General features: G+C 61.5%; 22 protein-coding genes. 10 read left to right on the forward strand and 12 right to left on the reverse strand.

What is annotated here, in order from left to right; all coding sequences use genetic code 11:
- Positions 1-119 precede the first annotated feature (119 nt).
- Together ABIC75_RS14170 and ABIC75_RS14175 are read right to left on the reverse strand one after the other, a co-directional pair.
- Positions 120-866, reverse strand: coding sequence for a hypothetical protein (locus ABIC75_RS14170; RefSeq protein WP_354014523.1), 747 nt, complete (start codon positions 864-866; stop codon positions 120-122).
- A 220-nt stretch (positions 867-1086) separates the two neighbouring features.
- A complete protein-coding gene (locus ABIC75_RS14175; protein ID WP_354014524.1) occupies positions 1087-1713 on the reverse strand; it encodes a DUF1259 domain-containing protein in 627 nt (208 codons plus the stop codon).
- A gap of 144 nt (positions 1714-1857) precedes the next feature.
- Here ABIC75_RS14175 and ABIC75_RS14180 point away from each other — a divergent pair, with 144 nt between their 5' ends.
- On the forward strand, positions 1858-2199 hold the full coding sequence (locus ABIC75_RS14180) for a HigA family addiction module antitoxin (protein WP_354014525.1): 342 nt from the start codon (positions 1858-1860) through the stop codon (positions 2197-2199).
- A gap of 62 nt (positions 2200-2261) precedes the next feature.
- The gene (locus ABIC75_RS14185; RefSeq protein ID WP_354014526.1) at positions 2262-5243 is read left to right on the forward strand and encodes a TonB-dependent receptor domain-containing protein; all 2982 of its coding nucleotides are present in this window, start codon (positions 2262-2264) and stop codon (positions 5241-5243) included.
- Positions 5244-5279: 36 nt separating this feature from the next.
- On the opposite strand, the gene ABIC75_RS14190 is transcribed toward ABIC75_RS14185, so the two are convergent.
- The 3 genes from ABIC75_RS14190 to ABIC75_RS14200 form a co-directional block, all read right to left on the reverse strand.
- Positions 5280-5975 (reverse strand): dienelactone hydrolase family protein, encoded by a 696-nt coding sequence (locus ABIC75_RS14190; RefSeq protein ID WP_354014527.1) that lies wholly within the window; start codon positions 5973-5975, stop codon positions 5280-5282.
- A gap of 50 nt (positions 5976-6025) precedes the next feature.
- Positions 6026-6292 carry a XapX domain-containing protein gene (locus ABIC75_RS14195; protein WP_354014528.1) on the reverse strand — a complete coding sequence of 89 codons (267 nt, stop codon included), beginning with the start codon at positions 6290-6292 and terminating at the stop codon, positions 6026-6028.
- A 255-nt stretch (positions 6293-6547) separates the two neighbouring features.
- Positions 6548-7441 carry a LysR family transcriptional regulator gene (locus ABIC75_RS14200; protein ID WP_354014529.1) on the reverse strand — a complete coding sequence of 298 codons (894 nt, stop codon included), beginning with the start codon at positions 7439-7441 and terminating at the stop codon, positions 6548-6550.
- A 473-nt stretch (positions 7442-7914) separates the two neighbouring features.
- On the opposite strand from ABIC75_RS14200, the gene ABIC75_RS14205 reads away from it, so the two are divergent.
- The 5 genes from ABIC75_RS14205 to ABIC75_RS14225 all read left to right on the forward strand — a co-directional run bounded on the left by ABIC75_RS14205 (position 7915) and on the right by ABIC75_RS14225 (position 12964).
- On the forward strand, positions 7915-8883 hold the full coding sequence (locus ABIC75_RS14205) for an AraC family transcriptional regulator (RefSeq protein WP_354014530.1): 969 nt from the start codon (positions 7915-7917) through the stop codon (positions 8881-8883).
- Between the two features lie 204 nt (positions 8884-9087).
- The gene (locus tag ABIC75_RS14210; RefSeq protein WP_354014857.1) at positions 9088-10035 is read left to right on the forward strand and encodes an alpha/beta fold hydrolase; all 948 of its coding nucleotides are present in this window, start codon (positions 9088-9090) and stop codon (positions 10033-10035) included.
- A 54-nt stretch (positions 10036-10089) separates the two neighbouring features.
- Entirely contained in the window at positions 10090-10974 is an 885-nt protein-coding gene (locus ABIC75_RS14215) for an alpha/beta fold hydrolase (RefSeq protein WP_354014531.1), read from the forward strand.
- Positions 10975-11014: 40 nt separating this feature from the next.
- A complete protein-coding gene (locus ABIC75_RS14220; protein ID WP_354014532.1) occupies positions 11015-11974 on the forward strand; it encodes an MBL fold metallo-hydrolase in 960 nt (319 codons plus the stop codon).
- Between the two features lie 39 nt (positions 11975-12013).
- Positions 12014-12964 (forward strand): pyridoxamine 5'-phosphate oxidase family protein, encoded by a 951-nt coding sequence (locus ABIC75_RS14225; RefSeq protein WP_354014533.1) that lies wholly within the window; start codon positions 12014-12016, stop codon positions 12962-12964.
- Positions 12965-13061: 97 nt separating this feature from the next.
- Here ABIC75_RS14225 and ABIC75_RS14230 read toward each other — a convergent pair whose 3' ends face one another.
- Positions 13062-13961, reverse strand: coding sequence for a LysR family transcriptional regulator (locus ABIC75_RS14230; RefSeq protein ID WP_354014534.1), 900 nt, complete (start codon positions 13959-13961; stop codon positions 13062-13064).
- Between the two features lie 129 nt (positions 13962-14090).
- Between ABIC75_RS14230 and ABIC75_RS14235 the strand changes: the two genes are divergently transcribed.
- Entirely contained in the window at positions 14091-14873 is a 783-nt protein-coding gene (locus ABIC75_RS14235; protein ID WP_354014535.1) for an SDR family oxidoreductase, read from the forward strand.
- A gap of 225 nt (positions 14874-15098) precedes the next feature.
- On the opposite strand, the gene ABIC75_RS14240 is transcribed toward ABIC75_RS14235, so the two are convergent.
- From ABIC75_RS14240 to copC, 3 genes are read right to left on the reverse strand one after another with little or no spacing between them, the layout of a single operon-like run.
- Positions 15099-15515 carry a CopD family protein gene (locus tag ABIC75_RS14240; RefSeq protein WP_354014536.1) on the reverse strand — a complete coding sequence of 139 codons (417 nt, stop codon included), beginning with the start codon at positions 15513-15515 and terminating at the stop codon, positions 15099-15101.
- Between the two features lie 8 nt (positions 15516-15523).
- Positions 15524-16024 (reverse strand): hypothetical protein, encoded by a 501-nt coding sequence (locus tag ABIC75_RS14245; protein WP_354014537.1) that lies wholly within the window; start codon positions 16022-16024, stop codon positions 15524-15526.
- Between the two features lie 7 nt (positions 16025-16031).
- Positions 16032-16415: a copper homeostasis periplasmic binding protein CopC gene (gene copC / locus ABIC75_RS14250; RefSeq protein ID WP_354014538.1), complete on the reverse strand. Its 384-nt coding sequence runs from the start codon at positions 16413-16415 to the stop codon at positions 16032-16034.
- Positions 16416-17083: 668 nt separating this feature from the next.
- On the opposite strand from copC, the gene ABIC75_RS14255 reads away from it, so the two are divergent.
- A complete protein-coding gene (locus ABIC75_RS14255) occupies positions 17084-17608 on the forward strand; it encodes an FHA domain-containing protein (protein ID WP_354014539.1) in 525 nt (174 codons plus the stop codon).
- 5 nt (positions 17609-17613) lie between these two features.
- Positions 17614-19290: a protein kinase domain-containing protein gene (locus ABIC75_RS14260; RefSeq protein ID WP_354014540.1), complete on the forward strand. Its 1677-nt coding sequence runs from the start codon at positions 17614-17616 to the stop codon at positions 19288-19290.
- Between the two features lie 25 nt (positions 19291-19315).
- Here the strand turns inward: ABIC75_RS14260 and ABIC75_RS14265 are convergent, their stop codons facing one another.
- The 3 genes from ABIC75_RS14265 to ABIC75_RS14275 form a co-directional block, all read right to left on the reverse strand.
- Positions 19316-20263 (reverse strand): LysM peptidoglycan-binding domain-containing protein, encoded by a 948-nt coding sequence (locus tag ABIC75_RS14265; protein ID WP_354014541.1) that lies wholly within the window; start codon positions 20261-20263, stop codon positions 19316-19318.
- Positions 20260-21102 carry a PP2C family protein-serine/threonine phosphatase gene (locus ABIC75_RS14270; RefSeq protein WP_354014542.1) on the reverse strand — a complete coding sequence of 281 codons (843 nt, stop codon included), beginning with the start codon at positions 21100-21102 and terminating at the stop codon, positions 20260-20262. The genes ABIC75_RS14265 and ABIC75_RS14270 overlap by 4 nt, the downstream gene beginning before the upstream one ends.
- A 372-nt stretch (positions 21103-21474) precedes the next feature.
- Positions 21475-21843 carry an RcnB family protein gene (locus ABIC75_RS14275; protein ID WP_354014543.1) on the reverse strand — a complete coding sequence of 123 codons (369 nt, stop codon included), beginning with the start codon at positions 21841-21843 and terminating at the stop codon, positions 21475-21477.
- Positions 21844-21942: the final 99 nt, after the last annotated feature.

Below are 21942 nucleotides of genomic sequence, written 5' to 3' on the forward strand. Positions count from 1 at the left end.
AGGGTTACGGCCACAGAAGTGAGCCAACCCCGTTCGCCGCCGCCATCAATCAGTGGCCACACGTTCGCCAGGGCGCAGGCGTTCTCAACCCCTAAACGGGCAACTGCCTATTCGCGGAACTAACGAGGGGCAGTTTTGGTTGGAACGTATTGCATCGTCCACCTTGGTTCGGTGCCCGGCGTGTATTCGTTCCCAACCCACGGCGTGCCGCAAATGTGCAGATAGGCATACGGGGTGCCGGCGAACATGATCCAAGCGCCGGCATCCCGGACAGTCGTGGGAAGGCCGCAGTGCTTGGCATCAAAGGGCCAAAGCACCATCCAGTGCGGTCCAATGGGAATGGCCGGGCTGGTCTTGTCGTGGACGGAATCGTTGCTGTGCTGCGTGGCTCCGCAGAGCATGTAGCAAAGGCCTGGCGTTTTGATGGTAGGGGCAGGGCGCCCCGCCAAAATGTCGTTGAACCATTGCAGCGCCAACGCATCGGCGCACATGGGTGGGTCCCCCACTTTGTTTTCATTGCCCGGCGTGCAGACCCAACCGTTACTACCCTGGCGAAGCACGGTCATGTTGCCGCGATGATCCATTTCCGCCACGGTTGCATCGCTCGTGATTTCCCGAGGCCCGGCACGCATGGCGCGGGCAATCTTCACCGCTTTTTCGAGCTCAGCCTCAGAGCTCGAAGGGGCGACCTGGCCTGCCAAAGCGACCGCGGCGTTGCTATAGCTTCCAGAGCCGGCGCCATTCTGAGCCGCGGCTCGCCCAGACAATATAGCCATCGCGGAGCCAAAGAAAGCGAGTTGGCCAATCGCTTCACGCCTTGATTTAGAGGCGCATTCGTTATCCATGAGACCGTCTCGATCAATCATGTCGGCTCCTTTCGGGATGAGGGCTATCGCAGGGTGTTAACCAGCACAGACTTTGCCGTCGCTGCAGAATCAATCTTCGGGCCGGCGATCGCTCACTGCGATGGGATAGATCCCTTCTTCGCAGCAAGCGAGGACGTATCGTCCGGCACACAGAATGGGTCGCCCCTTCGAACACCACAGACCTCCGGAAGCGACCTGCATTGTCTGAAAGGGGACGTGATCAAATCGTCTTGAGCGCGGCTCGGAGAACGATCGCTGTGTTGGTGAAAGCGATGGGCGACAGGGGGCCACGACGTGGATGCCTGCCTTTTCGAAATGCCATCAGCGCGGGCCTCACATCATCGGCACGCAGGATGAAGTCGTGGTCGATGGCAGTCAGTTCGCCACTGCTGCTGAAGGCCGCCCAGGTGATCAAACGCATCGATGCACCGACCGTTGTGTCGTGCTTCTGGCCTTCCATGCCGATCGTGACCTTGGCGACGTCACCGGTCACCGGCACTGGGTGACCGACGATCTTGGCGATGGCGCCGGCATCATGGCACCGGGTGATGGCGCGAGTCCGCCAAAGCCCTCGGCCGGTTGCGGATGAGCGGCGCGCACGGCCTTGATGGCACCCCACACGGCCTTCACGCCCGCCGCCATCGCTCTGGCGGTGCTCACGCTGACGCGCCTGCGTCACGACAGTGAGCAAGCGCGCGAGGCGCAGGCCCGGGGATTCCCCGTCAGATCGTTGATGTGGCCGCTTTCCGAGGTGGAAACCACTCGCCTCGGCATCGCGGTTCAATGCCTGCAGCAGTACGCCAGGTTGCTTGGCCTCGCGCCCCGAGCGAGCTGTCCACCCGGCCATTGATCACCCCCGGCGGCGCACCGTTCTGCATGGCGGTGCGTCGCCACCTGATGATCACTCACGTAGGTACTAGGCATTCACTGACACGAATGTCTGTAAGCGCGCGCCTGTTCCAGAGGCGTGCCGGACAGGGAAAGGAAGCCCATGGAACTGATTCAACTGACGCCGCGCCTGGACGTGGATGCGTCGCAGCGTTTGCGTTCTCCCGGGGAAGTGCTGCTGCACGACTACATGCGCACGGAGGGAATGAACCCTGCGCAGCTCGCGCGCCGCACCGGCATCCCCGCAACGCATATCAAAGGCTTCCTTGCCGGCGACCGAGCCATCACCGCAAGACACGCGATACGGCTTGCCAGCGCGCTGGATACATCGGCGCTCTATTGGCTGGTGTTGCAGGCGCGCTATGACCTGGCGCGCGAGGCGCAAGGCACCGCGGGAAGCGGCCGCCTGACTGCGGGCGCCGGCGTACTCCCCGATACCCGTTAGCCGCTTTTGACGGCCGCTCAGGCGATTCGCCAACCACCCTCTCATCACAAAAGGAATTGATCATGGCTACGCCGGATCAGCAGGTATGCACGTGTCCCTCGCCCGCATCGCACACGCTCGCGCCGCACGCTGTGCGGAGTGCGTTTGCTCACGAAGCAGAGTCGCCCATGGTGGCTGCGGGCGCGCTGCGTCGCCGCCGTTCCACCTTGGCCATGGCCTTGCTGGGTTTGTGTGCAGCGAGCGTGTCGCCGGGCGTTAGCGCCGATGTGCAGGAGTCCGGGCGCAGCGCTGAAACGGAAACCACGCAGGCCGGTGGTGATCAGAAGCCCGCCGCGAAGAAACTGGAAGCGGTGACGGTCACCGGTTCGCTGATTCCGCAGGTCGAGATCGAAACCGCCGCGCCGTTGATCGTGATCTCCGGCGACACGCTGCAGGCGCGTGGTTTCTCGACGGTGGCCGAGGCGCTGAAGCAATCTTCGGTGTCCACCGGCAGCGTGCAGGGCGCGCAGACCTCCGCCTCGTTCACGCAGGGCGCGGAAACGCTCAGTCTGTTCGGCATGCCGCCGGGTTTCACCAAATACCTGATCGATGGCCGGCCGATGGGCAATTTCCCCGCGCTGTACAACGGGCGGGACGTGTTCAACAACTTGTCCGGCATCCCGATGCAGTTGGTCGATCGCATCGAGATTCTGCCGGGTGCGCAGTCGTCGTTATACGGCTCGGACGCCATTGCCGGCGTGATCAACGTGGTGCTGAAGAAGCATGTCGATGGCGGCATGCTGGACGCGCGCTACGGCTTCTATCAGGAAGGCGGCGGCATCAGCCGGCGGCTGAGTTTCAGCGACGGTTTCCAGCGTGGCCGCTTCAACCTGATGGGTGGGCTGCAATATGAAAACGTCGACCCGATCTGGGGCTATCAGCGCGATCTTACCCGCCGACGCAATACCGACGGCACCGGCCCGTCGATCGCCAGCGCGGACTATCTGCTGGTAAGCGGCACCACCGGGCGCTACATCAACGTGGAGAAGGTGGACTCCAGCGCATGCAGTCGCGTGACGGAACAGTTCGACGGCACCACCGGCTATCGCGTGCGCTCGCCCAACGGAAGTTACTGTGGCTCGTTCTATTCGCCGGGCTACCGCACGCTTGCCAACGGTACCCAGAACGCGCAGTTGTATACGCACGCCACCTATGACGCGAACGATCACGTGCAGTTGTACGGCGACCTGCTCTACAACTACAACGAAACCAGTAACACGGCGGGCTCCAATTACACGTGGTGGGGTAGCAGCAGCAAGTACCGTTACTTCTACGACACGAAGTTGCGCGACTACGTGCAGATCCAGCGCGCGTTCTCGCCGGAAGATATGGGCGGCTACGATTCCATCATGAGCACGTCCGTGGAGAACGCGTACATGCTGACGCTGGGTGCGCAAGGGCGCCTGGGCTCCAGCGCGTGGGACTACGACGTGGGCTTCACGCACTCGGACGACCAGCTCAATCAGCGCGGCTTTGCGCGCTGGACCGACCCCATCAACGACTACTTCGCCAAGCACGTGCTGGGCCCCGACCTGGGGCCGGACCCGCGCGGCCGTGGTTATCGCAGCTTTGCGCCCGACTACGCCGCGTTCTACACCGTGATGCCGGTTGCCGACTTCCGCAGTTTCACCGGTTACACCAGCAGCCTCAGCAAGACCTGGGACAACATGCTGCGCGGCCAGCTCACCAATGCCTCGCTGTTCGCCTTGCCGGGTGGCGATGCGGGCATGGCCGCCGTGCTTGAGGCCGGCAACCAAGGGTGGGATTACACGCCGGACGCTCGCCTGATGAATGGTGGCGTGTGGGGTTCGACGGCGGTGCAGGGCGCGGGTCACCGTTCGCGTTACGCAGGCACGGTGGAATTGCGCGCGCCGGTGTGGCGTCAGCTCACCGTGGATGCCTCGGCGCGCTATGACGACTACAAGGTGGCCGGGAAGCAGGTGGACAAGGCCACTTGGAACCTTGGCCTGGAATATCGGCCCGTTGAAACCCTGCTGCTGCGTGGCAAGGTGGGTACGGCGTTCAAGGCGCCAACGTTGTCCGATCAGTTCCAGGGTTTGAGCGGCTTCTACAGCAGCGCCACCGATTACTACAATTGCGCCGCACTGGGCTACCGCGGTCCCAACATCGACAAGTGCCCGGCCCGTTACGCCAGCGTGCAGTACTTCGGCCAACAGGCGGGCAATCCGGCGCTGAAGCCAATCGAGGCGAAGGCATGGAGTTACGGCGTGGTGTGGTCGCCGTTGTCGCGCCTGTCTGCCAGCGTCGACTACCTGCACTGGAACGTGCAGGGTGAAGTGCAGAACCAGAGCGTGGACTCGTTGCTCAACGACGAGATGCTGTGTCGGCTTGGCCAGCGTGACATCAACTCACCGTCGTGCCGTGCCGCCCTGGCGCAGATCACGCGAAGTGCCGGCGTGGCGGGCAATGGCACCATCGGTGATATCACGTCGATCTATCGCAGCAAGGTCAATGTCTCGCGTCGCATCATCAATGCGCTGGTGGCGGATTTCCGCTACGGCTTCGGCATCGGGCGCTATGGCGACCTGAGCTTTACCGCCACCTACACCGACATGCTCAAGCACGACTATCAGCCGTATGCCGGCGATCCGATGGTGGACCGGTTGCGCGACCCCACGTGGAGCACCGATTTCAAGACGCGCGCCAACGCCTCGGCCAACTGGCATCTCGGCGAGTGGTCGGCAACGCTCTACGCCAACCGCTACGGCAAGACGCCCAACTACCTCGCCTCCAACAATGGCTATGCCTATCCCGGCGCGGGCACGTTGGCGCCGTGGATACGCTACAACGCCAGCGTGTCGTACCAGCCCATGCCTAGCCTGCAGCTCTCACTGCAGGTCAACAACTTGTTCAATGCCATGCCGCCACGCGATGGCAGCTATCCCGGCACCTCCGGCGCGCCGTACAACTCAAGTAACTACGACGTGTATGGCCGAGCCTATTACCTGCAGGCGACCTATCGCTTTGGTGAGCGCAGGCAATAGCGGCATTCGGTTGAGAGGCCCCGGCGTTTCGTTCTCTCAGGCAATCAAATGCTTCCGAAGGAATTGAACGGTTCTCTGCTTGGCGAGCGAAGCGTCGGCGGCGTTGTAGTGGTTCCCGCCCGGTCTGGCGAAGGCATGCTGCCGGTCCGGGTACAGGTCAATCTCCACGGAAGGAGATCCGGCCAGTGCAGCCTGGATCTTCTTTCGCGCTGCGGGCCCCATGTATTCGTCGTTTCCGGCGAGATGCATGAGGAGAGGACCGTTCACGCGCCGGAGTTCGTCGGCGTATTTGTCGGTGCCACTGCCGTAATAGGAGACCGCCGCGTCGACGTGGTAACGAGCAGACATGAGTATGGCGAGCAGACCACCCAGGCAGAACCCCATGACTCCTACCTTGTCCGTCGAGGAAAAGGGCCGCGCTGCTTTTACCGTGGCATGAACGTCATCGAGCGCCCGGTCGATATCAAGCAGCTCGCAGAGTTCGAAAGCCTGCCTCGCTTCCGCCTCGATGCGGTCGGACAGTTCTATGCCTGGCGCCACTCGCCAATACAGATCCGGGCACACGATCAAGAAACCTTCCCTGGCCATCTCGCCGGCGATGGTTCGGATGCTCGCATTGACGCCGAAAACCTCCTGAAGCAGAACGACCACCGGTCCGCTACCCGATTTGGGTTTGGCAACATAGGCCGAAAACGTGCCGTCTGAAACCGTGATCGTCAGCGTTCTGTCCATGAGCCTTCCGCCGCTAATTGAATCGCCGTTCGTTGCCCCTTTGCGAAGGGTCAGGGCTCCCCGCGGGGCGACTTCAGGTCATTGACGCTCGGCAGTTGCGCAAACGTGTGCGCGCGAAGCTCGTTGGAACAGACCGATACCGTCACAGGCTGTCCGCGCAGCATGCGCTTGACGATCGGGATGGCTTGCTCACCCACCAGGATGCCAACGAGACCCACCAGCGCCACCATGGGCGGCGCGGGCGATCGAACGTCGAGCACGCCATAGATAAGCCCGACCAGGAGCCCCACGCCTAACGAGATCACGTAGATCTTCATGGGTTGTCCTCTACCAATGCATCACGGCGCTACGCGAACAGGGTCGCGCAGGGACGGCTGGCTGGAACCGCCGCCATCCATCGGCGCAGCGACGGGTGCGTCAAGATCCGCGCCAACACGGAGCCAGTCTGGTCCCCACCCACACCATCGTATTGTTCGAATCGCCGATGATTGGACAAAGGCCCTGAGTTTCTCTTGGTGCGCCGGGGCCGGGAAACGTGGCGGCATTCGGGGATGGAGCCATCCGCCTTTCCGCTAATTGAGAACCGAGTTGTGCCGCAGCCTCTCCACCAGCATGTCCAGGAAGAGTTTGACCTTCGCCGACACGTGGCGCCCTTCGGGCACCAGCACATGGATCGGAAGGGGCGGCCCCTCGAATTCGGAAAGAACCTGTTGCAGGCGGCCTTCGACAAGCGGCGTGGCGATCTTGTAAACCATGATCTTGGTGAGTCCCCAGCCCGCCATCGTGGCAGCAATACACGAGTCATCGTTGCTGCATAAAAGCCTTGGAGTAATCGTCACGGCCGTATCGGGATGACAGAACTCCCAATCCTGCGGAGACCAGGCGTCAGCCACCGCGATGGCGTTGTGGCCGTGCAGCTCGGACGGTGTCATGGGGATGCCATGCGCGGCGAAGTAGGAGGGGGATCCGCAGACAATGCTCCGCACGGAACCCACGCGGATGGCGCGGTAGTCGGAATCGGGAAGGTGGCCGATTCGTACGGAGACATCGATCTCCTCGGCCACCAGATCCGTCACGCGGTTCGTGAAAAGCGCGTGACCGACGACGCGGCGGTGCAGTTGAAGGAAGTCCAGGAGAATCGGCAGCACGTAGAGCTGGCCGAACAATTCGGGAGCCGTGACCGTCAGCTTGCCCGACGGTGTCGAGTATGCCGAGGCGGCGGCGGATTCGGACGCCTCGATGTCAGCCAGGATGCGCCGGCAATCCTGCAGGTAACGCACTCCCGCTTCGGTAATTTTCAATGCGCGGGTCGTGCGGACAAAAAGGCGCGTTCCGATTTGCTCTTCAAGATAGGTGATGGCCCGCGTGACGGCCGACGCACTCATGAACAAGGTTCTCGCCGCTTCGGCCAGGCTGTCGCATTCGGCGACCTTTACAAAGATCTTCATCGCTGCATAGCGATCCATTGGGCCACTCCCTCCGGTTAGTGTGATCTCTGCGTCAAAGCGAACTTTCTTCTCTTTGCTTCGGGCGGCGGCCCCTCTCTCTCGCGAGGCTGACGTGTCGGGAGAGAGGTCTGTCAACCGGCATGTATCGGAAAAATCGACACCTTAGTGCTATCCGCCACGTCGTTCGTTCTCGCAATAACACTGTATCTCCGACGGAGCGATCCTTGCACTAGTTGACGCGTAGCATTGCCAAAAGAACGCATTCTCTTGGCGGCAGGAATGGCTCAGACTCTCCCTTCTTCCCTTCCAGTTCCGCTTCATGGAAAGCGTGGTTTCGCGTCTGGGGCGCGATAGTCACAAGGACGTGGCACTGTCGTCGGGCTCGATGAGCGCGCTGTTCTCAGGAACTCAACGCGCCCATGGCCAGGTTCCACGGTTGGCTTTGCTCATGTGATCAGGGGATGAAGCTCCGCCATTGATTGGGGTGCGCCGTGTCCACTGAAGAAATACTCTTGATGAGCTTGTCGATGCAGTCCGAAGCCGCGGATGGCGGCTCGTGCTCAGGTATTGCTGTTGCCTCGCAGCGCTGCAGCATTACCCACGATCGCGTCGAGTCACCCAACGATGTCATGTGCACCGCGCAGCCGCATCGGACGATGCTCACGGCGCTGGTCTATCTCGAAGACTATATAGGCCACGACATGTGGTGCGATTCACGACGCATCGTCCTGCCGTTCCAATCCGAAGGGATGGTGGGGATCTACGATCGATCGCACCGTTGGCACAGCGTCATTCGTCGCCCGCTCCATTGTGTGCAATTCCATTTTCCCAAATCACGCCTCGACCGGATGATGGGTGGCACAGAAGGGAAGGGCGTCGTGCTCCTGGACGGGCTGCCGGCACGACTGTCGCTTTTCGATCCTCTCCTGAAATATCTCGCACTGGCCAGCCTTCCACTCATGCAGGGGCGAGGGCAGTCGAACACGTCCTACGCCGAGCAGGTGATGGACGCTGTCATTGGTCATGTCGCGCGGACGTACTGTCGACTGACCGCCAAATCGACCTTCGACCGCGATCGGTTGGTGCCATGGCAGATCCGGAAGATCAACACGCTTGTCTCATCGAACATCGAGGGAAGACTCACCGTCGATGAATTGGCGACGGTGTGCGCGCTGTCACCCAGCCACTTCACCTATCTGTTCAAGAACACGACGGGGTGTACGCCACATCAATGGTTGCTCAATCGACGAATCGAACTGGCCAAGCGGCTTCTGGTCCACACGGATGAGCCACTGGCCAGCATAGCGTCAGCCTCCGGCTTCTCGGACCAAAGCCACTTTACGCGCGTCTTCTCAAGACGCATGAAAGCAAGCCCTTCCGCATGGCGACGCGCGGAGGGCGCGCGCGTGGAAAGGGTTCCCGTGGATGGCCGGTCTCCGCCTCTGGTGGCGCTTGGATAGCAGGCCTGCAAGCTCGCCAGACGTTTCGGCAAATGGCCGTCGTTTGTCCAATCGCTTGGCGGCGGTATTTCTTAAGGTGTGGTGGCGAACGCCAGCTGGATAAGCCAGGCGGACCACCTGCGAAGCACCCATCCACGCGCCTGCCGCGACATGTAGTGCGGCGGCGTACGCACTTCAGGAGTCATACCGATGAAGTCCCATGCGATGTCATCCACTCGGCGCAGCTTTGTGGTCAGCAGCCTTGCCGCTGCCGCGGCTGCTGCAGCATTGCCCACCAGGGCCACCGCCGGCAGTCCGGGCGCTGCTGGGGCCGGCGCAGCCACGCCAGCAAAACGAACCGTGGTGACGCAGGACGGCACCCGGATCTTCTACAAGGAATGGGGTACGGGCCAGCCCGTCGTGTTCTCCCATGGTTGGCCGTTGATGGCCGATGCCTGGGACAACCAGATGTTTCTCATGGCCTCGCACGGATTCCACGCGGTTGCCCATGACCGGCGAGGCCACGGCCGCTCCGATCAGCCTTGGTCGGGCAATGACCTCAGCACGTACGCTGACGATCTGGCCGCCGTGATCGAGACGCTCGATCTGAAGAACATCATCCTGGTCGGCCATTCCACCGGCGGTGGCGAGGTCACGCGGTACATTGGCCGCCACGGAACCAAGCGTGTGGCCAAGCTCGTGCTCATTGGGGCCATCCCGCCGCTGATGCTGAAAACACCCGCCAATCCGGGCGGACTTCCTATCGCGGTGTTCGACGAAATCCGTGCGGGTGTGATGAATGATCGCTCGCAGTACTACAAGGATCTCAGTGCGCCTTTCTACGGCGCCAACCGGCCGGGATCGAAGGTTTCGCAGGGCGTGCGGGACAGCTTCTGGCTGTGGTCCATGCAGGCGGGGCTCAAGGGTTCGTACGACTGCGTCAAGGCCTTCTCCGAAACCGACCTGACGGAAGACCTCAAGAAGATCGATGTGCCCACGCTCATCATCCACGGCGATGACGATCAGATCGTGCCCATCGGCGACTCGGCGATGCTCTCTTCCAAGATCGTGAAGAACGCGACGCTCAAGGTGTACGAAGGCGCGCCGCACGGCCTCTTCGCCACACACACCGAACGACTCAACAAGGATCTGCTCGCTTTCGCAACGGCATGAGCGGTGCCGCCATCACCTGACCGCCGTGACTTGGCCATGGCGTGGAGTCTTCCCATGAGCAACGAGAAACCAGTGCCGGTAACGCATCACCGATTCCGGAAGATCGATGGGCTGAACATCTTTTATCGAGAGGCAGGCTCCAGGGACAACCCGTGTGTGCTCCTGCTTCACGGGTTTCCCACTTCCTCGCACATGTTCCGCAACCTGATTCCTGCACTGGCGGACAGCTATCACGTGGTGGCGCCCGATTATCCGGGGTATGGGCAAAGTGACATGCCGGATCGCAAGGCATTTACCTATTCCTTCGATCGATACGCGGAGATTGTCGACAAGCTCCTCTCCGAGCTCGACATCAAGCGTTATGCCATGTATGTGATGGACTATGGCGCGCCTGTGGGTTGGCGCCTTGCACTGAAACATCCGGAGCAGGTGACCGGGCTCATCATTCAAAACGGCAACGCGTACGACGAGGGCCTGAAGGAATTCTGGGACCCCATCAAGAAGTACTGGGCAGAACGTACTGACGAGAACGCCAAGCCACTGCTGAAGCTGTTCACGCTCGAAACCACCAAGTTCCAATACACGGATGGTGTCGATGACGTCACCCGCGTGTCCCCGGACAACTGGGTGCATGACCAGGCGCTGCTGGATCGACCGGGCAACTCGGATATCCAGCTCGACATGATGTACGACTACCGGACCAACCTGCCGCTCTATCCCAAGGTGCAGGAATACCTTCGGAAGCACCAGCCGCCATCAATCATCGTCTGGGGAGAGCGTGACTTCATTTTTCCGGCGGATGGTGCGCATCCCTACAAAAGAGACCTCAAGGACCTGGACTTCCACCTGATTCCCACCGGCCATTTCGCGCTCGAGGACAAGGCGGACGTCATCGTTCCACTGATTCGTGACTTCCTGGCCAGGCGAGTGAAGAAGTAGCGGGCGAAACACGTGTGTTCAAACGAGCCGGAGAACGACCATGTTGACGACCAGCCGTTGGCAGAAACGCGCGACAGGGCTTGCGGTACTTGCGGCCACTCTTTCGCTGGGCCTCGCCTGCGCACCCGCAGGTGCGCAGGTGCCGGAGATAAGCCCCGTGACAAAGATCAACGAGGCGGCGGCGAAGCCCGACATCGTCCTTACGCCGCTGCGGGGAAATCTCACGGTGGTCTCGGGTTCGGGCGGCAACATCACGGTGCTCACCGGTGCCGACGGGAAGTTCATGGTCGATGGCGGCATTTCGCTTTCCAAAGATGCCATCCAGGCCGCGCTCAACAAGATCAGCAACGCACCGCTGAAGTATCTCGTCGATACGCATTACCACTGGGACCACACCGACGGTAATCCCTGGCTGCATGAGGCAGGCGCCACCATCATCGCCACGCCGAACACCGTCAAGCATCTCTCAACCTCCACCCGCGTGGACGACTGGAAATACACGTTCAAGCCGATGGTGCCTCAAGGCATACCGTCGGTCGTGATCAACGGTCCGAAAACGTATGACTTCGACGGCGAAAGCATTCTCCTGACCCCTGTCGAGCCATCGCATACCGACAGCGACCTGTACGTCTACTTCAAGAAAGCGGATGTGGTGGTTCTCGGTGACCTGTTCTGGAACGGCGTCTACCCGTTCATCGACAACGAACAAGGCGGCAGCATCGACGGCATGATCAAGGTCGACAACCAGATTCTTGCCGTGATCACCGACAAGACCATTGTCGTTCCTGGTCACGGCCCCGTCGGCAACCGAAAGGATCTGGTGGCGTTTCGGGACATGTTGGTGAGCATCCGCAACAACGTGGCGGCGCTCAAGAAGCAGGGAAAATCGCTGAGCGAGGTTGTCGCGGCGAAACCCACGGCCGCGTTCGATGCGCGGTTTGGTCAGTTCGTCATTGGGCCGGATTTCTTCACCAAGATTGCCTATGACGGCATCAAGTGACGGGAGTGTCGCCCGCCATCGGCCCACATGGATCGATGCATGGCGCAGCCGTCTGCGAAGCAAAGTGTTAGCAGACATCAAGTGATGACCGGGAGCGAGATGGTGTCAGCAGTGCCGTGGCATGTGGGTGAAAAGGCCATGCAGCACACGATAGGTGCTGATGTCGTCTTTGCCGGCCTGGAAAGCCGCATCTTCCATACGCAGCTCAGCGAGCAACAACGCGGCTTCTTCTCCCAGCTAAGCCTGCTGGTCGTTGGGTCGGTGGATGAAAATGGATTTCCATGGGTCACGTTGGTGTCGGGAGGCACGGGTTTTGTCTCGTCGCCCAATATCCGCACTCTTCGCATTGGCGCCATGGTTTCCGAAGCCGATCCCGCACAAACGGGGCTTCGTCTCGGCGCGTCGGTGGCCGTGCTTGGCATCGATTTTGAGGCGAGGCGGCGATACCGCGTCAATGGCGAGGTGGTCGCCTCAACACCTTCGCAGCTTGACGTTCGAGCCGCGCAGGTGTTCGGTAACTGCCCCAAGTACATCAAGCAGAGACACCTCGTGGGCATGGCGCCGTCCGCATCGGCCCATGAAAACCCCGAGGTGTTGAATGGGCTCGATGACGAGGCGCGAAACCTTGTCGAGCGCGCCGAGACATTTTTCGTTGCCTCGTACGTTGATTTGAAGGAATCAGGACGACAAGTCGATGTGTCTCATCGTGGCGGGCCGGCAGGCTTTGTTGCGGTGGGCAAAGACGGCTCACTTACCGTGCCGGATTATCCGGGCAATCGGTTCTTCAACACATTGGGCAACTTCGCGGTGAACCCGATGGCCGGCTTGACCTTCGTCGACTTCGAAAACGGTACGTTGCTCCAGCTCAGTGGAAGCGTGGACATCATCCTGGATGGCCCGGATATCGATGCCTATCCAGGAGCCGAGCGCCTGTGGAGATTCCTGCCAAGAAGCATCATCCGGAGACGTTCGGCGATTGCATTCCAGTGAATCGGCATGAGCATTCGTCCAAGCCCTGGGGTTTGGATGAACCCGCGACGTGGCTCTCAACCAAGCTCAAAAGCAAATGGAGGAAACTCGAAAAACTTTATTGATAGCGCGTGTAGACCTCGGTAATCCAACTCACGAAGACCCGCACTTTCGCGCTTAGCTGACGGCTCGGCGGATAAGCGATATAGACGTCCAGAGGCTCAGGACGCCAAGGCTCCAGTATCGGGATCAGCTCGCCACGATCGATGGCGGGACGCACCATGAAATCCAGCGTGTGGATAAGACCCAGTCCCGCCAATGCCGATGCGAGATGCGCATTGCTCTCGTTGACGATGACGCTGGTGCGAGGCTCGATCTGGAAGGGCTGCCCTCGATCCCGAAAGTGCAGGGGCTGGACGATGCGGGTGAGTGCGGAGAAATAGCCCGCGACGGGATAGTTTCCGTTGAGCAGCTCGCTGGGATGATCGGGTGTGCCGTAGCGCGCGAGATAGGCCGGGCTCGCACAGGTCGTCCAGCCAAGCTTGCCGATGCGACGGGTGATCAGCGAGAGATCGCGGGCGGTGCTTCGTATGGCGCAATCGATGTTTTCGCCGATGACGTCCACCACGCGATCGGTCACGCCGATCTCCACGTGGATGTCCGGATAGCGTTCGCGGAACTCGGGCAGCGCGGGAATGAGGATGCCGCTGGCGGTGGAGCCGCCGGTATCCACGCGCAGGCTGCCTCGGGGATTGGCCTGGGTGCGGCCCAGGGTGGATTCGACATCGTCCAGCTCGGCCAGCAGTTGACGCATGCGTTCGTAATAAGCCGTTCCCTCGTGGGTGACCTGCACACGGCGCGTGCTTCGCTCAAGCAGCGGAACGCCAAGGTGGGTTTCCAGCGATCGGATCCACTTGCTGACCGTGGCATTGGGCATCTTCAGTGACTGGGCGGCGCGGTTGAAGGCGCCCGTCTCGACCACGCGGCAGAAGACTCGTATGGCTTGTAGATGATCCATGGCGACACCCGATGTTTGATCAGATTATCCATGGACATGAATAAAGAAAACACGAAAGTCCTATTTATACACAGAGAGTCAGACCCATAAACAGGGCTCACGGGGCGCAAACAGCCCATTGGAGAGCACATGAATACCCTCGATCACAGCAAGATCAACGCCGCACGCCATGCCGGCAAAGTGGCCCTCGTCACCGGCGGCAGCTCGGGCATTGGACTGGCAGCTGCGAAGCGGCTGGCCCTGGAAGGGGCCAAGGTCTATATCACCGGTCGCCGTCAAAGCGAGCTCGATGCGGCCATTGCGGAGATTGGCCATCACGCCACAGCCATCCAGGGCGACGTGGCGAAGAACGCCGATCTGGATCGCGTATTCGAGCAGATCGGGGCGGCCGAAGGACGGCTCGATATCCTCATGGCCAACGCCGGTGGCGGCGAATTCGTGCCACTGGGTGAGATCACCGAGGCGCAGTTCCACAAGTACTTCGACATCAATGTCAAAGGCACGTTGTTTACGGTGCAGAAGGCGCTGCCGTTGATGAAGTCGGGCGCCTCGATCGTGATCACGGGTTCGATCGCTTCCGTCAAGGGGTTCCCCGCGTTTGGCGTGTACGCGGCGACCAAGGCCGCGTTGCGCTCGTTCGTGAGAACGTGGTCCGTCGACCTGAAAGGCCGCGGCATCCGCGTCAACATCGTCGCGCCGGGCACCGTGGTGACGCCTGCGTACAAGACGGAATTGGGTTTCAACGACGAGCAGATCGAACAGTTCGTGGCGCAAGTGGCCGACATCTCGCCGCTAGGCCGCGCGGGTTCGGCAGACGAAATCGCCAGCGCCATGTCGTTTCTCGCCTCTGATGAAGCCAGCTTCATCACGGCCACGGAACTCGTCGTTGATGGCGGTCAGGCGCAGATCTGAATCGCGCGTGTGTCACCCATCAAGAATGCGCCGTCCGATTCGGGCGGCGCAGTCTCTCCGTGATTGGCTCCAGCGGACACGCGTTCCCGCCACTCAGAGAGGAAACGCGATGAGCACGACACTGTGTGGAAAAGTGGCGTTGATCAGGTGAGGAGGCCAAGCGATGTCACATCGCGCGGAAGCTTGGTGACCCGTTTCATCGCTTGGGCCCACCTGATCGCACACTCAGCCCCCGCCCGGGTCAAGCGTGCCTATCCAGGCGACGAGGCCCAGGATCAGGATCGCCAGGCTCGTCTCCAGGTGGAGACTGTGCTTAAGGGCGGACACGGCAGCGGTGGCATCGTTATCGCGTTGAGCCTTTTCCAGGGCTGGTGCGAGTCGAAAGCGATTGGCCGCAGCCAGTGCGAGCATGCTCGCAAACAGGGCCAGTTTCGCCAGCAGAAGGCGGCCGTACAGGGTTTCGATCAAGCCGGACAAGGTCGGGCCCACGACGAGGATGTAGTTGACTATGCCGCTGGCGATAAGCACCGCCACGATCTGCGTGCCCCATCGGGCAAACCCGGTCGCAGCGCTCGACAACAGGGCGACCGTGTTCTGATCGGCGTGGCACGATGCGGCCCGCGAGACGAGCGTCAGAGCCACCAGCGCGCCTACCCAAGCCCCAGCGGCCAATAGGTGGGCAATATCGGCACCGAGATGGAGCCACGCCAACGGCCCTCGCTCATCACGCCATGGCCTGTCCATGCGAGGGTCGCCAGGGCGACCGCGCCGAGTACCGAAGCCACTGCCGCGCGATTGCGCGCATCGCCACTCGATGTCGCTGTAAACCACAGCGACACCGCGAGGAGTGCAACGCGGAGGTCCCACGTCATTCCCACGGCGGTCTGTGTCAGCAACATCTGCACTACGCCCCAAACAGCAGCTGCGTCGCTGCTTCCGCTCATGGCTTGCGCCATCGCCCAGAGCGCGGAACCCGACGCCAAAAGGCTCACCGCTATCGCCGCAGCCACTACACGCAGGGTTCGACGGGCGAAGGGCAGGGCCGACTGCTCGCGAGTCAGGGCCTGCAGGATAAACACGGGCAAACCAAAGGCCAGCATGAGGCCGAGATAGAGCGCGAGGCGACTGAGCACCAGCAAGCCATCGACCATCGCCAGATCACTTCACGTGGAAGCTGAAGGAGCCTTTCGCGGCATGCGTATCGCTGGATACCACGTGCCAGTCCACCCGATACGTTCCGGAACTGAGCGGCCGAGCCGGCGTCATCACCAACGACTTGGCGTCCGATGAGGGCACGGTCTTCACCTCGATCTTCACCGGCTCCATGGTCATGCCAGGCATCTCCGTCATCATCAAATTCGCACCGGAGAGCTGCGTCATCAGTGCTTCGGAGAACGACATTTCGATCGTCCCTGGCGCGCTGACATCGGCATGGTCGGCAGGCGTGGTGACAACGAGCTTGGGGTGGGCGAACGCAGCGCCACTGGCGAGCAACGCCACTGCAGCAAGAAACCGAAGCGTAAAGGAACGGAAGTGCGACATGACTGATTCCTGGCGTGATGAAGCGGGTTGGTGTTAACGGTTAAGGCGCCAAATCTGCTGACATCGCTGGCTCGAGCAAGACGAAACAGCGGTTGCAAAAAGGAGCGCACCAGATGACGTGGCAAGAGGGCGCAACGGGTTCGGATGACCGCAGCGTTCGCCACGAGTGATGGTCATCGCGTCACTCTATCGCCAGCTGCTGTGCTGGCTCAACGCTGGACCCGCCTCCAGCGTGGCCAGAGAGCAGACTCGGCAATCCGTTGTGCGGGAGAAGTCTCGATGAAAACGCGCGACCATTTCATAGGGGTCGATGCGCGCCCTGGCGGGTGTTGGCGTTGACGTCGTTGTCGCTCGTTCGCTTAACCGCCGGAATGCCTGCCAATGAAAGTGTCGAAATCAACACAGAACATGTGAGGCCTATCAGCTAGACCTCAGCGAGGCCCGCGGCTCTCAACTGGTGGCATTCCTGGGCGCTTACACGGTGCTGCCGCCATATGCTGCTTTGAAGAGGCTGGTTTTGCTCTAAACGCGCTTGGCGCTCGGCATGATGGCTCGAGCGAATCGTAAGGCCCAGGAAGGCCGGAGAATTTCACCTGCATCAAGTTTGTGCACTTCAGGTCGATTCGGTAGCTTTACGGTTCACGCGATTTCGTAGCCTAAGGCGTTCGATGGAAAACTCTCGCCAACCTCCCTCTGCCAAGTCCGGCCCGCGCCTCGCGGGCTCGCAGGGGACGCAGCTGTTTTCCCGTAGCGAGCTGAGCCAGTGGGCCGCCGAGGCAAGTCCTGCATCTCATGGGCACGCCAGCGAGCGTGAACCGGTGCTGCAGGGTACGAGTGCCGGGCTTGAGGACCGCCGCATCTCTCTGCGCTCTGGCAGGCAAACCATCGGTCGCCGCGACGACAATGACATCGTGGTGAATGAGCCGAGCGTTTCTTCGGCACATGCGTGGATCATCAACCAGCAAGGGCACTACGTGGTGATGAATACGCTGTCCACCAATGGCACGTTCGTCAATGACCGGCGCGTCCACGAGGCAACCATCAAGCACGGCGACCGCATCCGCTTCGGTCAGGTGGAATTCGTCTTGCTCACGCGCGAACCAGGTACGCAGAAGCGCGCCGGCCGCGTTGTGCTGGCGAGCCTGCTTGCATTGGCAGGGTTGGCCGCGCTGCTGTGGTGGTGGTTGTCCTGATCGCCATGAACCAATCCGAGCTACCTCGCCACATTGGCCGCTACCGCATCGACGGCATCCTGGGCGAAGGCGCCATGGCGGTGGTCTATGCCGGGTTCGATCCCGGGATCAATCGCCCGGTAGCCATCAAATGCCTTCATCGGGATGGCGTGCCAGACGCCGGCTCCGATCGCCGCTTGCTGCTTGAAGCGCGGGCATCGGGGCAACTGGTGCACCCCAATATCGTCACCATCTTCGACACCGGCGAGACCGAAGACGGGCGTCCGTATATCGCCATGGAACGCCTGCCGGGCGACACACTGGCCAGCCTGGTCGCACGCGAAGGCCTGCCACCGTTGTCCATGGCCATTGAGCTGGCCTCGCAGGTGGCGGCGGCGCTCGACCATGCCCATAGCCAGGGCATCATCCATCAGGACGTGAAGCCCGAGAACATCATGCTCGCGGACGGCTGGCACTACGCCAAGCTCAGTGACTTCGGCATGGCCGAACGACGCGTACGACAAAAGGGGGGGGCCGGAAACCAGCACATCGGCGGCACGCCTGCGTACATGGCCCCTGAGCGCCTGCGTGGCGAAATGGCAGATGAGCGCAGCGACCTGTTCTCTTTGGGCGTGGTGCTCTACTGGCTGATCACCGGCAAGCTGCCCTGGCCGGACCTGCCGAACATAAAGCAGTTGATCGGCGAGCGGCACCGCCATCCACATCCCGTGATCGCGCCGCTGGATCCCGCAGCCCCGACGCTGTTGACGGACGTGGTCAGCACCTTGTTGGCACCTACGGTGGAAGCGCGCTATCAATCCGGCGCAGAAGTCATCAACGATCTGCGCATGGCACGCCGCGAATACGAGCGCTCCCATGAAACTCCCATGGCCGCGCGCATCATCTCCTTGCGCCTGCGCTGGATCGGCACGCTGGGTGCCATCCTGTGCCTGGTGCTGTTGTTGGGCCTGGCTGGAATCTATGCCAAGCAAGGCATCGCAGTGAACGGCCTGGCCACCGATTTCGGCAGTTCGCTGAGCCGAATCGTGGCCAGCGAATCGGCGGAGAACCTGCTGCTGGGTGATGAAGCGGCCACCCGTGCGCTGGTGCAGGACGTCGCGCGCAATCAGCAGATCCATTACCTCGCCATCGCCAATCGCGAAGGCCAGGTGGTGGCCAGCACGCGAGTGTCGGACAGGGGCCAGGCGCTTGCCGATGCCGGGGCCTCCCAGCCTCTGACTTCCTCGCCGGGAGTGAAGCGGTACATCGGTCACGCCATCGGGCTGGACGACATGATGGTGTTCGACGTACCCATCCGTTACCAAGACAAGACGGTTGGGGAGCTGCGTCTTGGCGTCAGCAATGCGCCATTGGTCGCCGCGCAGCGAACCACGTTGGGCGTCATCATCGCCGTATTGCTGGTGACGCTACTGGCATTGGCAGGCGCGGCCTACTGGCTGTTCCGCCAGCCCCTGGCCTTGATGGCCATGCTCAGCGATGCACTCATGCGCGTGGCACGGGGCGATTACCAGCATCGCATTCGCCTCGCGCGTCGCGACGAACTCGGACAGCTTTTCGCTTCATTCAACGTGATGAGCAGTGCGCTGGAGTCGCGCCACCCCGCGGATGCCGCATCCCGGCGCGGTCCATCGGCGGAATCGGCCGGACAGCCGACGCTGGTCGTATCACCGCCGACGGAATGATCCCGCCATTCGACCCGTCCGTGCTTCAGATCTGCTTGAGTCGCCCCTGTAGCTCCAACGCACGAGCGCGGTAGATCACCGCGCGCTCGTAACCAGGATCGACCGCCAGGATGCGATCCCAAAGTGCAATGGCCTGGTCGAGCTTCTGGTCGCGATAGAGCACCACCGCGCGCTCGTGATACGAAGCCAGCAATTGCGCGCGCAGGGCAGGATCACCCGCGGGCTTCACATGAGGGTTCAGCACAAGCGCTTCATCAAGACGAGCGAGCGCTTGATCCTTCTGTCCCTGCTTGAGTAGAGCCGTACTCTCTTCCTGCAATCGCTGCGCCTTCGCTGTCGCCGACTCATGGGATGGTGCGGCATCCGCTGACGTTGCCGGCGTAACCACTATGGTCGCGATGTCCTTGGTGCTGCTTCGCACCGGTGTCCCGGCCGACGATGTGCCACGTGGGGTCGTCACCGGAAGGCGGAGCACCTCACCCACTCGAAGCGTGGAAGGATTGGTCGAGCCGGCATAACGCGCCAGTACGAGGAATTGATTGGAATCACCAAGATCGCGCGCGGCCAGCGTGCTGTAACTGTCGCCCGGCTGCACGACGTAATTGTGCGACGCCGCACCAAGTGCCACCTTCGGATTGACGGTGAGCTGCCGCAACAGGCCCTGTGCGGCGCGGTCGTTCGGATACTTGGCCAGATACCGGCGCAACTGTTGCTCGCCTTCGGCATATCGGCCATGCATCAGATAGGTGCCGGTGATGGTGTTCAAATTCAGCGGTGAATCGTTGTCGGGCGCAGGAGAAGCTTGCGTGTCGCTGGCCGTCGTGGTGCCGCCGCCAAAGGCGTTGCCTACCTTGGACTTCAGCGCCCCCACCTGGCTGCAACCGGCCACGCCGATGGCCACGATGAGACAGAAAACGCGCGCCGCACATCGCGCCATGTGTGGCCTGGAACGAACCTTGACGATCAAACTCATACCTCGTTCTGCATGGTGGCCTGCGCATTGTCGCGCTGTCGGCCAGAAAACATGGCCCGCCACAGGGTGGGCAGGAATCCGCCGAATCGCGGACGCACGAAGATCAGAGAGACGTTGTCGCCGCCGGCTCCTCCTCGTTCGACTGCCAGGTGAATGGCCTCGCGCACAGCCTCTTGTTGATCTCGGCGCTGCGCAAAACGCCCGAGTTCCTCGTCCTTAAGCTGCGTCCACGCGCCGTCGCTGCACAATACGAATGCGGAACCGCGGCGCAGGTCGCCGCTACCATGTTCCACCTCCAGCGCATCGGCACCGCCCAGGCCACGCAACAGTTGTTGCTGATCGACATGCGTGGCCAGTTCATGCTCGGATATTTCGCCTCGCCGGTACTTCAGCTGCGCCAAGCTGTGATCCTCGGTGCGCCCCATGCAGCGGCGCCCATGGAAACGGTACAGCCGACTATCTCCAACGTGGGCCCAAGCGATGCGCTCGCCTTTGATCAATAAGGCGACGATGGTGGAATGGGGCGCCCCGTTGACGAGGCCCTGCCGGCGGCGGCAAAGCTCGGCATGAGCGGCCTGGCAGAGCGACTCCAGAAACAAAGAGGTCGGTTGGCGACGCCACGTTCCCTGCTCCCAGAGGCGGCGCGCGATTTCAATGACTCCCTGGGAAGCAAGCTCGCCTGCACCATCGCCACCCATGCCGTCAGCCAGCACCAGCAAATAGGTTTGCGTTTCCGGATCATGAAGACAGACCAGGTCGTCCTGCTGCGTATCGCGGCCGCCTTGCGCGCGACCGGCAGCGACGCTGGGAAGCGCATGGAATTCGATCGAGTTGTCCACCCGCCCCCCTGAGATCGTACCCCGGGCATCATCCCGTTAGTTCGATGCACGCCGATGCGCCACGCCTGCCCGTGGTCGAAGCGTACCTCTCAACGTGCGTACGACAAAGCCATCCCAGTGGCAGTGCTCAACAAACCCGCACTTTCGTGATCCGTCTCACCAAAAGACCTGGATCGGGCGAGCCTTCTCGCCGGCATTTCGCTAGAACGACGGGTGCGCGGGCCAACGGGTGCCCTTGGATGTTGGTCAGCCCTGATAACCACCGCTGATCGCGCGGGGGAGGGAAGAAAGGGTCCCGTGTGAGACCCTTCTTCTTTTACGCAGTTGTCCGCCACGGCGTCGTTCGAAACACACAAACGTCGCTTGGATCAATCACAGCCCCGCGGCGATATCGATGACCACGCCGCTGGAGATCAGCGTCAGATAGAACTGGCCGCCATCCGCACGCACCCAGCGATATCCCGGATCCGGACGACGCAGGTGATACCGCTCGTAGTCGGTCACGTAATACTCGTGGCTGTAGTAGCGATCCGGCAGTCGATCACCTTTCTTGTACCAGCCGTTGTGCTTGCCGTTGTCGTGACGACCTTCGTCCTTGGGATTGTGGCTGCGATCATGATCGCCGTCGTCGCCATGACCACTGTTGTCATTGCCGTGCCCATGGTCCTGAGGCGAGGCGACGATCGTTCCGCTACCAGCAAGCAAGGCGGCGGCCATAGCGAACGAGAGTAGGCGCTTCATACGAGCTCCGGGATTGGCGTCGAAGGATTCGACAGTGTCGCCGAGCGTTTGCTGGTGCGACACCGCGACACCATCGCATAGAACTGCGGGCCGTGGCGC

Source organism: Dyella japonica (genome assembly GCF_040545895.1).
In the GTDB taxonomy this organism is placed as follows: Bacteria; Pseudomonadota; Gammaproteobacteria; order Xanthomonadales; family Rhodanobacteraceae; genus Dyella; species Dyella japonica_D.